Below are 13,576 nucleotides of genomic sequence, written 5' to 3'. Positions count from 1 at the left end.
TGTTTGAAAACGGAAGCCGAGCAATTAAAGAGCGGGAGCAGGCTCGTTGGCGTCCTGGCCGGCCGTGAGGCGCACCGACTCGGCGGCTTGCTGACGTAGTTTCAGGTTCGGGTAGAATTCGCGCTGGCCAATGTCGTAGACGTTGCCTTTCACCAGCACGTGCAGCAGCATGCTTTCGATGGAAATAGCCTCGCCTTTTTTGGCCGCCGCCGCGTTGTTATGCTCCAGTTTGTGCCCATCCATAATGATGACTAGGTTGGAGCCAATGGTTTCAATCTGGCTGCCTTCCGTAATCAGCACGCCCGTATCCTCGCCCAGCCCAATGCCAATCAGCTTGGGGTGCAGGGCTACCGCCTCGATGAGCCGGCCAAAACGGCCACGCTTCACGAAGTGCGAGTCAATGACCACGTTGTTGATAAGGCCCAGGCCCGTACCCATCTTCACGGCTCCTTTCATGAGGGCATCCGGCACGCTGCCGCCCTTAATCATGGTTTTCGACATGGCCATGGCCCCGGCCGAAGTACCAGCAATGACAAAGTTCGGCTGGTTGTAATACCGCTCCTGTAGGGTGGCCAGAAACTCCGTACCCCCGAATATGTCCGTCAGGCGGGACTGGTTGCCGCCCGAGAACATCACAATATCCGCTTGCTTCAGCCGCTCAACGTATTCCGGGTACAGCGCGTCTTCCGGCACGCGGATGTCCAGAATGCCTACGTTGTTGCAGTTGAGCATGGTGAACGACGAGACGTAGATGCGGGCTACCTCCTCCGGAATCATGGAAGCGGTAGTAATTACCTCGATGCGCGGGTCTTCCTTGCCCGACTCCAGGATTACTCGTTTGAGGATACCCAACTCGAAGAAGTTGAGGTAGTATTTCTTTTTGGTGCGCGGGTTCGGATACGTGCCTTTGTCTTCATTGCCTCCAATGGCAATCAGCTTACCGAGCGGTTTAGAATTTTTCAATGCAAAAAATCAGCTTAATCAACACAACTAGGAAAGAACCGGCTACTACAAGCAAGGTTCAAGCCACCTCTACCAGGCCACGGCCTCTAACGCCGTAGCGCAACCGGCTTGTTCCGGTGCCGGCCTAATTTACGCGCCCGAAGTAACGCCGAAGGCGGTTAGCTCCGGAATAGTTCTGGCCAAAGCGCGGCAGTTACTCGGCCGGCTTGCCCAGTAAGGCGTCAAACGTACTGGTAGCCACGGCGTGGTAGTTGCCGCGCGCTTCGGCGTAAATGCGGCGGGCCCGTTCAGCGCCGCCGGGGGTGGCTAGTAGCGCCCGGTACAGCGGCACCAGAAACTTACGCCGGCCCACCCGCGTCAGGAACTGGTGCAGGGCAGCCTCCGCCGGAGCGTATCCGCCCGCAATGGTCAGGGGAAACCAAGCCGCCAGAATTTCCGAATTGCCCGAATGCGTAAACTCAAACGCTGCATCCAATTCGATTAACTGTTCCGCCGTTAGCTCTGAAGGTAGCCCGTGCAGGAAGTGCACCCATTCGTGGCTGGTCCAGGCAGCGGTAGTGAGGGCCGAAGCGGGCGTGCCGGTTTGCCACTGGCGGAGCGCCGCATCTACGGCCTCGAAGCGGCTGGCCGAAACGGGTGGGGCCCCCGCCGGAATGCCCGGGCCGTTGATCCAGGCCGCCAGCTGAAGTTGCTCCTCCATCCCCGGGTGTTGGTCGAGCAGCTCCTGCCGCAGGTAGCGCACGAAGGAAGCCGTATCCATGCTGCGGAAGCTATGGCGGGCAAAGTAGTCTTTGATGAAAGTGTCCAGGGTTTCGCGGCCTACCAGGTGTTCGAGGGTGAGCAGGAGGTAGTCGCCTTTTTCGTAGGCAATTTCATTGAGCCCTTCGTCGGGGTCCCGGCCTTGTAGGTTTAGGTGCAGATGGGTGTCGGGGCTGGTGGCGCCCAACTCCTGCACGGTGTGGAGCAGGGCCGAGTGCCCAAGCACCTGTAGCATGTCGGCGTAGGGGCGGCCGTAGAGCTTCTCCATGATGCGCCGCTCAAAGTACACGGTGAAACCCTCGTTCAGCCAGAAGTCGTTCCAGGTGGCATTGGTCACCAGGTTGCCGCTCCAGGAGTGGGCCAGTTCGTGGGCCACCAGGCTGGTCAGGCTTCGGTCGCCGGCCAGAATGGTGGGGGTAACAAATGTTAGCCGCGGATTCTCCATGCCACCGAACGGGAAGGAGGGGGGCAGCACCAGCAGATCATACCGGTCCCAGCGGTAGGGTCCGTACAGGTCCTCGGCCGCGGCTACCATATTTTCCAGCTCGGCAAACTCCTCGGCGGCTCCGGGCAGGGTAGCGGGTTCGGCGTACACGCCCGTCCGTGGACTCAACGCCTGAAACTCCACGTCGCCCACGGCCAAGGCCATGAGGTAGGCCGGAATCGGCTGGCTTATGCGGAAGGTGTACTCCCCGCTGGCACTGCGCTGTTGCGGGTTCTCGGCGCTCATCAGGGCGAGCAGGTGGGCTGGTACTCGCACCTGCGCTTCGTAGGTGAAGCGTACTCCCGGCGAGTCCTGGCACGGAATCCAGGTGCGGGCCAAGATGGCCTGGGACTGGGTGAAAAGGAAGGGCTGCTGGCGGCCGGCGGTTTGCTCTGGCTTCAGCCACTGCAGAGCCGCGGCCGCGGGCGTGGTGCGGTAGCGGATGCTAACGGCGGCCGTGCCCGGGGCAATGGCAATGCGCAGGGCCTGCCCCAGCACGGCGTCCTCCGGTCCGAGCGTAAAGGCAGCCGGCGGGCCAGTGGGGCCGTCTAGCAACACGGCTTCAATCAGCAGGGCGCGCGCATCCAGCACCAGCTCCGTTGCGCCGTGGTGGTTGCTAAGCTGCCAGGTAGCCGTGCCGGCCAGCGTGCGGGAAGCAAAGTCTACGGTTAAGGCAAGCGCCAAGTGATGCACGCTGACTTCCGCGGGGCGAGCGTAGCTGTGCGGATCAGGAACGAAGGCGGTAGTAGGAAAGGAGGTAGGCATAGAGAGTAGGTGGTACTATCCCGGAAGGTAGTGCGGAAGAAGTAGACGAAGGTAGCCAAAACGGCAAGCCGCCCGCGCAAACCGGCGCCGCCGGCCGCGCGCTGCGTTAAGCATGAAATAGGGAAGGAGCCCGTTATTTCTACGTTTTGCAGTGCGCGGGAGTCAGGCTAAATGCGTTAACTTGCAGCAGCAGGAGAATGATGGATTCGACAACTCAACCCTACCGAATCCAGTACAACGTCCTGAATCAAATTTCTGCCGGACTTGGCGCGAAATATGTTTCAGTGCTGTTCTTTTTTCTCTTGACCATTCGCATGAACGTAACGCATCGTCCCTTTTTTTATACCGTTTGCTGTTGGCTGCTGGGCCTGCTGCTGCTCACGTCTACCGTGTCGTGCAGCCAGGACCAGAAAGCCCAGCTGCGGGAGGCGCTACCCGCTGGCCTGACCAAGGCGGGCGGCGCCCAGCCTACGCTCGACAGCGTGTACATCGTAAAGTACATGGCGGCCGAGCCCAAATTCAAGGATCAGATTGAGTGGGCAAAGAAGTTCTACCGGGAGCGGAATTTCCGCCTTGGCTGGTTCCGAAACCATGAAATCGTACCCCAGGCGAAAACGCTGATTTCCGTAATCAACAAAGCCGCCGACGAAGGCCTTGACCCTAAAGACTACAATACCAAGGACTTCGACAAGCTCTTTGCCAGTCTGGAAGCGGCCCAGTCCGATTCGACGAAACGCAATGCCCTGGAAAAAGAAATTGATGTAGCCTTATCGGGTACTTACTTCAACTATGCCTCTGACTTTTACCGGGGTACGGTTGACCCGCGCTCCGTGAAGGCCATCGACTGGAAGGTAAAGCGCAATAAAATCAAGCTGCATAAGGCCCTGATGACCATTCTTCGGGAGCGGGAAAGCATCTACGGCTACTACGATTTTGAGCCCTTGCACCCGGAGTATGACCGGCTTAAAAAGGCGCTGGCTGACTACCGGGAGATACAGCGCAATGGGGGTTGGCCCACCATCCCGGCCGGTACCCGCCTGACGCCTGGCGCTTCGTCGCCGGCCGTAGCGGCCCTGAGCGCCCGTCTGCTGGGCCAAGCTGCTGCCCCGGCTCCGGCCGCCACGCCAGCAGTTGCCGTAGCTAATAAACCGGGTGCGCCCGCCGCCGGAGCTGCTCCGGTAGCTCAAGTATACAGTCCCGAGTTGGTGGCGGCCGTAAAGGAATTCCAGCAACAGAATGGCTTGAAAGCGGATGGCATTGTGGCTGGGGAAACCTTGCGCCTACTCAACATTCCCGTGTCCCAGCGCATCGATCAGATCATGTTGAACATGGAGCGGTGGCGCTGGATTCCTAAAAAGTTTGAGCCCAATTACCTGCTGGTGAACATCCCTGAGTACACCTTGCACGTGGTGGAAGAAGGCAAAGAGGTGTTCAATATGCCCGTTATTGTAGGCAAAACGTTGAACGCTACGCCGGTCTTCAGCGACAAGATGGAGTTCGTAGTGCTGGCACCTTACTGGAACGTGCCCTACAGTATCATCGATAAAGAGCTGCGTTATAAGTTGGCCTCGGATCCGCACGGTACTCTCAACCGCCTCGACATGGAGGTGGTGAAAGGATGGGGGGCCAAGGCCACGCCCGTTGACCCCAGCAACATTGACTGGAGTAACCTTACGGAGAAGACCTGGAAGTACACCCTGCGCCGCCGTCCCGGCCCGAAGAACGACCTGGGGGATGTGAAGTTTATCTTCCCCAACTCCCAGGATATTTACTTGCACGATACTCCCCACGACGAGCTGTTCAGCCAGACCAAGCGCGGGTTCAGCCACGGGTGCGTGCGGGTAGCTGAGCCCATCAAGCTGGCCGAATATCTACTCCGCGATAAGCCCGGTTGGGACCGGACGGCCATCATGGATACCATTGCCAACCGACGGGAGAAATACGTCACCCTTCCTGAGAAGCTGCCGGTGTATCTGGTCTACTTCACTACCTGGGTTGATGAAGACGGTAAGGTGCATTTCCGCGACGATATCTATGGGCATGATAAGGCTCTGGCCAAGGAGTATTTCGATTAGCTTAGTTGAGTTAGGGCAGAGGTAGTGTAAGCGAGTCACTACAAAATAAAACCACGCGGGCCGTGTCATCTTCCTGATGGCACGGCCCGCGTGCGTTAGAACAAGTCTTGAGTTCAGCTGGGGAGATGCTGCTCAAGTAGTAGGTCGATTACACAGTGGAGCTAGGCTAGGGAGGGATGATGCATTATGCGCTTAGAGGACTTCTGGTAAACAACTACCTACTAAACTACTGAAGCTACCTAAGAGAAACTGCATGCGGCCATAGTCGCACCCCAAGACGAAGAGCACTTACGCTAGGTGGATTAACAACACCAATCGGGAGTTAGAAGTGAAGACAAATAACAAGTGCAATAACAAATGTTATAAGGCGTGTGGGTAGAATGGTTGAATTAACATTTATAACGATAGTGCTTATGTGATTTACTTTTGTGTTGAACTAACAAGGGCGGTGTATCCAAGCTTTAAGGGTAGTACATTTGTAAACCATCTTGAATCCGCACATGATAGAACAACGAATCCGGGAGTTACTGTCTGCTCGGCAGTTAACGCCCACTCAGCTTGCCGACACTATAGGGGTTTCTCGTCCTATTGTGAGCCACATCCTGAGTGGCCGTAATAAACCCAGTCTGGAGGTAGTGCAGAAGATTATTGTGGCCTTCCCTGACTTGTCGTTGCCTTGGTTATTGAGTGGTGCGGGGCCTATGACTGCGCTTGCCCCCACTCCGGCCCCAGAAGCGCCCCGTATCAAGGCCATTCGGCCCCAGCCCGAGGTAGTAGCCGTCCAGCACCCAGAAGAGGCTACAGTGGCAATAAATCTGGCTGCCAGCGCGCCCGTAGCAAGTACGCCTATTGCCGACAACCCTGAGCCAGCAACTCCACTACCACCCACGCAGCCCCTTAAGGTCCTTACAACCCCTAGTGTACAGTCCAAACCATCGGCCGCCGCACTTAACATTCCCCCCACTAGCGAGGTAACACCCAGCCCTGCTGGGACCGGAAAAAGTATCCGTCGCATTGTCATATTCTATCATGACGGCACCTTCGCGGATTTCCAGCCAGAATCACCAACGCAATAGACCCGTAGCACCTCGGTAGTATAAAAACGTGGAGAGCGAACTAAGCGGGATGCAATTTGTCAGTGCCCTGTAGCCGCCGCTAGCCGGCACGAAAACATAGTTAGCTAACCCTCGGATAGTTTGCCAAAAGAGGTGCCAAATTGGACTGGTATAGTCATACGGCGTATGCTGCTAAACGTATTATTAAGATTTGTATATAATGATTTATAAGTGACTGTTTTTCAGATGTATGTATGTTCAATAGTAAACCATAAGCTAAAGACATGGTATTTAGTTTATGGGTATTAAAATTAGTGATATAGTTATAATATTAATTTGTCTATACACGGGTTGCTAATAGGCCTGGTTACCCGAATTGAATGCTAAATATCTTGCATAACCTCTAACCCCGAAAAGTTTAAACCGAGCTTAGACTTGTCGCGCTAATAGAATTAGATCCTCTGGTGTTACTCTCCGGTCTCAACAATGCCTAGAGTTACCCTGCTAAGTAGCGAGGTAGCTGACCACAGAAAAAGGGTTTACAATTTTTTGTTGGCAGTTACTGCTTAGTATTTGCTGATAGACTCGGGCTACCGTGAATACATTTGTAACTCTTGTGACCAACCTCTTTACTTCGCTGCCGATAGGTTTGTAATAGCTACTTATGTTACGAAGTAGATGGGTAGCGTTGCCAGTCCCTGCCGAGTCAAGAGGGCTTGAAAGGTACTTGTCCGTTTTCGGGCCGGTGCTTACCTTTGAGACATGAAAAATTTCCGTCTGCCCTTCTTGTTCGCTGCCTGCGCTTCGCTGTTCCTGTCGTCCTGCTCGCAAGCTCCCGATGCGGAGAAAGATCCAAACGCGGATGCTGCCTATAAGCGCAGCCACCGGACCGAGCAATACCGCGAGGCCCAGCGCAGCGACGTTAACTACTAGCCCCGCGTACTGCCTGAGCACCCGAGTGCGTACTTAGGTCTAGGCGCTCAGAGCAGTGCCTGCCTGCTCCCGGGTAACCTCCTGCCATAAAAAAAGCCCCGCTGATCCGTCAGCGGGGCTTTTTGCGTGTGACAATAACTGGGCGCGTTGTCAGTTAGCGGCTACTGCCGAACGAGCCGGCGCTAGCTCTGGCAGCTTAATGTCTGCCAGCAACTCGTTTTCCAGTAGGTCGGCCCAGGTACGTAGATAAAGCACCACATCGTCGCGCTGATTGTGGCGCATGGCGTTGCGCCGCTCAAACGGAATGGCCGACAGAATAGCTGAATCTGACAGCCGCTCTAAGTGCGTCAAATCCTGGCGGCTAAATCCGAGGGTCAGCATTTCATCAATGGTGGTGTCGATGGGCAGCCCGCTGGTTGGGCAGTAGTCAATGAGCTGCCGCTCCCAGTCGCCGTAGCGCTGCATGGCCCGGGCGTGAATTTCACCTTTGGTAAGCTTGGTAATGGTTTGGGCCAGATGGCCGCAGTTACAGCTACCCATGTGGCCCCACTGGTAAGGAGCCTGGGCAGCTAGGCGCTGCGCCGTATCACGCAAAGCCTGAATGACGGGAAGAGTGCGATGAGCCATAACAAAACAGTGAGAGTGTCCCTAGAAGAAGCCATTAGCTGCCTGATAAGTTGCTACTACGTCATTTTGTTTAGCCGGCTGGCCTTACAATGCTGCCCGCAAAACAAACCCGTCTGCAACGCCAGGCGGCTAAGCCTGACGTTGCAGACGGGAAAGGTTCGTCTAGCGTAGCGTTGTGGGTCCTGCGGCGGTGTTAGCGCCTAGCTTAGCGGCTGCCGCCGCCATTGCCCCGGAAGCGGCGCTGCCCGCTCCGGCCGGAACCACCAGCACTGGCCGTGCCCTCGGGGCGCGGAGCTGCGGCGTGGTTTGCGCCCCGGGGGCGCTGCTCGCCGCCGCGGCCCTGCGGCGGCCGCCCACCGCCTTCGGCGCGGTTCTGGCCACCCGCTTGGGGGGCGCGGGGTGGCCGGCCCGCCGGACCTTTGGGGCGCTTAATGGCCGGACCACCGGAAAGCGGAACGGGCGCTACCTGGCTGGAAGTGTAGGGGTGCGACTGCACCACCGGCACCTGCCGGCGGATCAGCTTCTGAATATCCTGCAGGTAGGCGCGCTCCTCGTCGTCGCAGAACGACAGGGCCGTGCCGTCGGCTCCGGCGCGGCCGGTGCGGCCGATGCGGTGCACGTAGGTTTCCGGCTCGTTCGGAATTTCGTAGTTGATAACGTGGGTCAGCTCGTCCACATCAATGCCGCGGGCCGCAATGTCGGTGGCAACCAGCACGCGGGTGGTGCCGGCCTTAAAGTTGCTCAGGGCCCGCTGGCGGTGGTTCTGCGACTTGTTGCCGTGGATGGCTTCGGCCGGAATTTCGGCTTTGGCTAGGGTGCGTACTACCTTGTCGGCGCCGTGCTTGGTGCGAGTAAAGACCAGCACCCGACGAATGTTCTTGTCCGACAGCACGTGCTCAAGCAGGGCGGGCTTGTCGTTTTTCTCGACCATGTACACGGCTTGGGTTACCGTATCGGCCGTGCTGGAAACGGGCGTAACCGTCACCTTCACCGGGTTGGGCCGCAAGATGCTGTTGGCCAGCTCCTGAATCTGACCGGGCATGGTAGCCGAGAAGAACAGGGTCTGGCGCCGGGTGGGTAGCTTGGGCAGGATACGCTTGATGTCATGGATAAAGCCCATGTCGAGCATGCGGTCCGCCTCATCCAGTACAAATATTTCAACGTTGCGCAGGTCGATGAAGCCCTGGTTCATCAGGTCCAGCAGGCGGCCGGGGGTAGCAATGAGTACCTCCACGCCCCGCTTCAGGGCCTGTACCTGCGGGTGCTGGCCCACGCCGCCAAACACAACGGTAGAGCGCAGCTTGGGCAAATGACGGCCGTACGCCGCAAAGCTTTCCCCAATCTGGATGGCCAGCTCCCGGGTAGGAGTAAGCACCAGGCAGCGGATCCGGCCGGGCGCGTGGCGCTCCACCTGGGCCGTTTGGTGCAGGATCTGAAGAATAGGAACGGTAAACGCGGCCGTTTTGCCGGTACCAGTTTGGGCGATGCCCAGCAGATCGTGGCCTTCCAGCACCTGCGGAATAGCCTGCTGCTGAATAGGGGTAGGGGTAGTGTACCCTTCCTCGCGCAAAGCGCCCAGGATGGGGTCAATTAGGTTTAGTTCGTCGAATGACATCAAAGAAAAAAAAGCGGCTGCCCGCGGGCAGCGAAAATGGCACGGGAGATAATGAGCCCGCAAAGGTCGGGTTTTTATACGGATGCGCGTGCAGAGCGTAAAAGGAGCGGCCAATAAGGCCGGAAGTAGTTGCCGGGGCTCAGCAAGGCGCTCTACTAGTCCGGTAACACCAGGCGCGGGTAAAACCGTTTACTTTTCAGCTATCCATTCAGAAACTTCCTTGCGCACGATGCACATTACCGACCGGAAAATTGCTTACGACGGCCATTACAAGCTGAGCCTGCTTCAGGTGCAGGACGGCGACAACGTGCTCCGGCGGGAGCGGTTCGAGCCGGGCACCGCCGTGGCCGCCCTGGTGTACAACACCCAAACCCGCCAGTACATTCTTACCCGTCAGTACCGCGTCGGGCCCGAAAAAGAACTGGTGGAAATAGCCGCCGGCATGGTAGATGGGCAGGAGGAGCCAGCGGCCGCCATTCGTCGGGAAATCCACGAGGAGCTAGGCTACGACGTAGACTATCTGGAGCAGATTGTCCGCCTGCTACCTTCGCCCGGCACCAGCGCCGAGGCCATCACCGTCTTTTACGCGGAGGTAAGCCAGCAAACCGGGCAGGGGGGCGGACTAGCCGAAGAAAATGAGCGGATTGAGCCCGTATTTTTTCGCCCGGAAGAGTTGTGGCGCGCCTCCTTTGAAGATGCCAAAACGCTCGTGGCCGTGCAGTGGGCCCAGTTACGAAAAAAGCAGTGACGCGTACTGCTCACTAAAAAGCCTGCTCCATACGCCGGAGCAGGCTTTTTAGGTGTGACCGAAACCCGACTGGTTACTGGGCCTTGATGATGTACTCGAAGTTCTGCTTGGTTTTCGCGTCGTTGATTGTGAGGAAAACATCTTGCGGGGCCTCCGTTTTGGTGAAGGGCACGGCGCGCTTGCTCATGTACAGGTCGCGGTTCCAGAACCGGCCCTGACCGGCGGGCAGCTCCGCCAGGTTCAGTACTTCCTTGCCGTCCTTGGTTTTGGCAACCAAACTCAAATAGGCCGGATCAGCGTTCTGGGCCCCCCGACGGTACATGGTGATGGTGAGTAGGCCACCGGCCGGCAGCTGCTGAAACCGACGCTGATAGGTAGTATCGGCCCAGTTGTTCATGCGCTTGAGCTCATTGATTTCAGTCAGCATCTCGGCGTAGGGGCGGTAGGCTACGCGGGTTACGCAGGCATCTACCTCCGCATCCTCGTCGGTGTTCTTAGTGACGTTAAGCACGTAGGGGCTCTCCTCGTCTTTTTTGGGGAAGGAATATTTTTTGCGCGGCTTACCGGGCATGTACTGCGCCGAGGCAGCGAGCGTACCAAGCAGCAGAGCCGAGAGGAGGAAAAATTTCTTCATAGAAGCAGTAGCAAGCGGGTGAGAAGAGGGGCCGGATTTCGACCAGACAAAGATAGAGAATAGCCCGGCCCGTTTGAGTATGATTTCGGCCAGCTGAGCCCGGCGCCCGGCAGATCCTGAGCACGAGCAGGCTAATGGCGCCTGCTAGGTCAGGCGCAAGCGTCTTCAGCTGTACTGGCACCATTCAATCTGTAGTCACCTCCTAGCTTACTAGCCACCGCTTGTAGTTCAAAATACTAGCCTGAACACTTGTTGGTAGCCTGATGAAGAGGGGAGAGGAGGACTCTTTTAAGAACGGAGACAGCTAGAAACTTGCCTCCACGCTGCTTATGCAAATGGTTAATCCATGATTGTGTGTACGTCCTCTGTAAAAAAATAAAACACGTATTAGTTGGTAATTACCAAATGGGTAATACAATTGGCAGTAGCACAGGCGTACTATAACGTGTTAATTCAGTAGCACTTAGAGGAAGCAAATAGGTCTTACTGCTAATGTTTAAGTCAAACTTGATGAGTGTGTTCTAGCCGCCCAATACAAGCAAAAGGCAGCGCGCAGTTCAGGCTGAGGCAGGTTAGTACAGAGAAAGAAAAAATTATTATTTCAAACTTTCAGTATTTACTGAAATTAAAATATATTTGACTTCATCATATCCAGGCGCCCTGACCTACTGCAAGAGCTGTGGGCTTTTGCTTGCCGGCGGGGGGCATAGTTGCTGGCTAATCTCTCCAATGTATTACCACTACCATACTACTATGCCTACTGACCCTACCAACTCACCGCTTCAATCACCTTTCGTCTCTTCCTCACCGGTGCCGCCTCGCCCTGTGCCCTGGTACTCCCGGTCGGCAACGGGTAGTGCGACCCTCACGGTGGGAGTGGTGGGAGTGCTGGGGGCCGTGCTCATGGCTATTTCTACCCAGCAATTCGAGTCATACGGCTGGACGCTGTTTATCTTCTCTCCCTTTGTGTGCGGGCTGGCCGCTTCTGTCCTGTATAACCTGCCCAAGCCGGCTGACCAGCGGCGGCTATTCCGGCCTGCTTTAGCAGTCGTGACCACGCTGGCGCTGGTTTGCACCATGCTGCTGCTGATTGCGAGTCGCATAGAAGGGCTCATATGCGTGGCAATGGCCTTTCCCGTGGGCCTGGTAATGGCGTTAATTGGGGCCGGGGTAGGGCAGCTTATCGTCCTGGCGCTGGGAACCGACAGCCGCCGGCCGCTTCCCGTGCTGGCGGCGCTCGTACTGGTATACCCCGCCCTGCAATCCTACGAAAGTCGGGTAGCGCCCCCACCACCCCTGCATGCGGTAATAACCCGCCGGGTGGTGCAGGCCTCGCCCGCCCGGGTTTGGGCAGCCCTGGTTCAGCCTGTGCACTATCCTAAGCGGGTCGGCCTGCTGTTTCGGGCGGGCGTAGCATACCCTACCCGAACGGCGCTGAGCATTACTTCCACGGGCCAGCGCGAGCTGACCGTGGCGTACTCCGGCAATGCGGTGGCGCATTTGCCCCTGACGCGGTGGGTACCGGCCCGGGAGCTGCAGTTTCGGGTTCCGACTACCCCCGCTCCGATGCGGGAGCTCAGCCCTTACCCCCGGATTCATGCCCCGCACCTGCACGGCTACTTTCGGGTCCGGACGGGCACCTTCCGATTGCAGCCCTTACCCGGGGGCCGGACGCTGCTGGAGGCGCGCACGGTGTACCAGCACAGCATTGGTCCGCGCAACTACTGGCAGCTCTGGAGTGACTACCTGCTGGATGATATGCACACGCGCGTACTAACTACCATTCAGCAGCAGGCCGAGCATGAATAAGGCTTACCAACTGGTTTCTGGCGGCAAGCAGCCCCTGGTTTCCGTAAGCGCCGATACCACTGCCGTGCCCCAGTTGGCTGGCGGTTTATATGAGCCGCAGGCTGTACAACGGCTCTTTGACAGCATGGCCGTCACCTACCGTTGGCATTCGGTGCTAACGGGAGGCCTCACAGGCTGGTGGCGGCGACAGTTAGCTTCCCGCCTGCCCCTACAAACCGGGCAGCGGGTAGTAGACCTGATGACGGGTACCGGAGAACTGTGGCCGCAGCTATTGCCGGCGCTGGGGCCTACGGGTCGGGTGAGGGCAGTGGATTTTTCCCGGCCGATGCTGGCGGCAGCGGCCCGGCGGCGGGCTGCGCTAGCCATTCCGGGGCAGGTAAGCCTGCATCAAGCCGGGGCTTGTAGCTGCGGCCTGCGTACCGGCTCGGCCGATGTGGTGGTAAGTGCCTTTGGCGTAAAGACCCTGGCGCAGGCTACCTACCCAGCATTAGGAGCAGAAATAGCGCGTCTGCTGGCCCCGGGCGGTACTGTTGCGTTGCTGGAGCTAACGATACCGGCCCGCGGCTGGCGGCGGCTTATGTGCCTGGGCTACCTGTGGAACCTTAACCACCTGCTGCGCTTCCTTGGTGGACCTATAACGGCCCATACGCACTTGCTTCCGTATGCTCGTCAGTGCCCGGATCTGGAGGCTATGGCCGCCGCGTGCCGGGCAGCTGGTCTCATTAATGTTCGCACAGAACGGCTGTTTCCGGGCTTGGCGTCCGTGCTGCTGGCCCAACAGCCTGGCCTTCCTGCATCAGCAGGCTGAAAACAAAAAGTCAGTTGTACCTGGCTCGCTACTTCTTGTTAGGCATTTGGACAGTTTCATCCCTATGCTTGCTGTTATGTCCATTTGTTGTAGTGCGTTGAATGCACGTGGATAAATTTTTTATAAAGAGTTATGCAGGAATTGATTAGCAATTCAACACCGTATTGCACAAGAATTAAGAGGAATATAGTATATGTAATCATTTGGGTATATTGCTTGATGCATTATTGCTGTTTTATTTACCAAATGATTAAAAGCAGAAATTGGCTTGTAGCCAGTAACCAAGGCAATGTGAGGTCGG

At 57.2% G+C, this 13,576-nt stretch carries 11 protein-coding genes; 6 read left to right on the top strand and 5 right to left on the bottom strand.

All coding sequences use genetic code 11. From position 1 onward, the window contains the following. Positions 1-24: 24 nt before the first annotated feature. Together IEW18_RS16610 and IEW18_RS16605 are read right to left on the bottom strand one after the other, a co-directional pair. A complete protein-coding gene (locus IEW18_RS16610) occupies positions 25-963 on the bottom strand; it encodes a cyanophycinase (protein ID WP_188558997.1) in 939 nt (312 codons plus the stop codon). Between the two features lie 193 nt (positions 964-1,156). Further along, positions 1,157-2,971 carry a M1 family metallopeptidase gene (locus tag IEW18_RS16605; protein WP_188558996.1) on the bottom strand — a complete coding sequence of 605 codons (1,815 nt, stop codon included), beginning with the start codon at positions 2,969-2,971 and terminating at the stop codon, positions 1,157-1,159. 314 nt (positions 2,972-3,285) lie between these two features. On the opposite strand from IEW18_RS16605, the gene IEW18_RS16600 reads away from it, so the two are divergent. The 3 genes from IEW18_RS16600 to IEW18_RS16590 all read left to right on the top strand — a co-directional run bounded on the left by IEW18_RS16600 (position 3,286) and on the right by IEW18_RS16590 (position 7,034). Continuing rightward, positions 3,286-5,046: a L,D-transpeptidase family protein gene (locus IEW18_RS16600; RefSeq protein ID WP_188558995.1), complete on the top strand. Its 1,761-nt coding sequence runs from the start codon at positions 3,286-3,288 to the stop codon at positions 5,044-5,046. A 500-nt stretch (positions 5,047-5,546) separates the two neighbouring features. Then, on the top strand, positions 5,547-6,122 hold the full coding sequence (locus tag IEW18_RS22015) for a helix-turn-helix domain-containing protein (RefSeq protein WP_188558994.1): 576 nt from the start codon (positions 5,547-5,549) through the stop codon (positions 6,120-6,122). Positions 6,123-6,863: 741 nt separating this feature from the next. Then, positions 6,864-7,034 carry a hypothetical protein gene (locus IEW18_RS16590; protein WP_188558993.1) on the top strand — a complete coding sequence of 57 codons (171 nt, stop codon included), beginning with the start codon at positions 6,864-6,866 and terminating at the stop codon, positions 7,032-7,034. 150 nt (positions 7,035-7,184) lie between these two features. On the opposite strand, the gene IEW18_RS16585 is transcribed toward IEW18_RS16590, so the two are convergent. Beyond that, the gene (locus IEW18_RS16585; protein WP_188558992.1) at positions 7,185-7,661 is read right to left on the bottom strand and encodes a hypothetical protein; all 477 of its coding nucleotides are present in this window, start codon (positions 7,659-7,661) and stop codon (positions 7,185-7,187) included. Between the two features lie 205 nt (positions 7,662-7,866). Beyond that, positions 7,867-9,276, bottom strand: coding sequence for a DEAD/DEAH box helicase (locus IEW18_RS16580; RefSeq protein WP_188558991.1), 1,410 nt, complete (start codon positions 9,274-9,276; stop codon positions 7,867-7,869). Positions 9,277-9,505: 229 nt separating this feature from the next. Between IEW18_RS16580 and IEW18_RS16575 the strand changes: the two genes are divergently transcribed. After that, positions 9,506-10,024 (top strand): NUDIX domain-containing protein, encoded by a 519-nt coding sequence (locus tag IEW18_RS16575; RefSeq protein ID WP_188558990.1) that lies wholly within the window; start codon positions 9,506-9,508, stop codon positions 10,022-10,024. A 73-nt stretch (positions 10,025-10,097) separates the two neighbouring features. Here the strand turns inward: IEW18_RS16575 and IEW18_RS16570 are convergent, their stop codons facing one another. Then, positions 10,098-10,658 carry a hypothetical protein gene (locus IEW18_RS16570; protein ID WP_188558989.1) on the bottom strand — a complete coding sequence of 187 codons (561 nt, stop codon included), beginning with the start codon at positions 10,656-10,658 and terminating at the stop codon, positions 10,098-10,100. 810 nt (positions 10,659-11,468) lie between these two features. Between IEW18_RS16570 and IEW18_RS16565 the strand changes: the two genes are divergently transcribed. Continuing rightward, entirely contained in the window at positions 11,469-12,467 is a 999-nt protein-coding gene (locus IEW18_RS16565; protein WP_188558988.1) for a hypothetical protein, read from the top strand. Beyond that, positions 12,460-13,275 (top strand): class I SAM-dependent methyltransferase, encoded by an 816-nt coding sequence (locus IEW18_RS16560; protein WP_188558987.1) that lies wholly within the window; start codon positions 12,460-12,462, stop codon positions 13,273-13,275. The genes IEW18_RS16565 and IEW18_RS16560 overlap by 8 nt, the downstream gene beginning before the upstream one ends. Positions 13,276-13,576 lie beyond the last annotated feature (301 nt).

This window comes from Hymenobacter glacieicola (assembly GCF_014640315.1).
Lineage (GTDB): Bacteria > Bacteroidota > Bacteroidia > Cytophagales > Hymenobacteraceae > Hymenobacter > Hymenobacter glacieicola.
This window is presented reverse-complemented; position numbering and strand designations above follow the sequence as displayed.

What these genes read in the sequence shown, in the direction of transcription:
- IEW18_RS16605 (WP_188558996.1), bottom strand. Translation starts at nt 2,971, where the DNA reads ATGCCTACCTCCTTTCCTACTACCGCCTTCGTTCCTGATCCGCACAGC.
- IEW18_RS16600 (WP_188558995.1), top strand. Translation starts at nt 3,286, where the DNA reads ATGAACGTAACGCATCGTCCCTTTTTTTATACCGTTTGCTGTTGGCTG.
- IEW18_RS22015 (WP_188558994.1), top strand. Translation starts at nt 5,547, where the DNA reads ATGATAGAACAACGAATCCGGGAGTTACTGTCTGCTCGGCAGTTAACG.
- IEW18_RS16590 (WP_188558993.1), top strand. Translation starts at nt 6,864, where the DNA reads ATGAAAAATTTCCGTCTGCCCTTCTTGTTCGCTGCCTGCGCTTCGCTG.
- IEW18_RS16585 (WP_188558992.1), bottom strand. Translation starts at nt 7,661, where the DNA reads ATGGCTCATCGCACTCTTCCCGTCATTCAGGCTTTGCGTGATACGGCG.
- IEW18_RS16580 (WP_188558991.1), bottom strand. Translation starts at nt 9,276, where the DNA reads ATGTCATTCGACGAACTAAACCTAATTGACCCCATCCTGGGCGCTTTG.
- IEW18_RS16575 (WP_188558990.1), top strand. Translation starts at nt 9,506, where the DNA reads ATGCACATTACCGACCGGAAAATTGCTTACGACGGCCATTACAAGCTG.
- IEW18_RS16570 (WP_188558989.1), bottom strand. Translation starts at nt 10,658, where the DNA reads ATGAAGAAATTTTTCCTCCTCTCGGCTCTGCTGCTTGGTACGCTCGCT.
- IEW18_RS16560 (WP_188558987.1), top strand. Translation starts at nt 12,460, where the DNA reads ATGAATAAGGCTTACCAACTGGTTTCTGGCGGCAAGCAGCCCCTGGTT.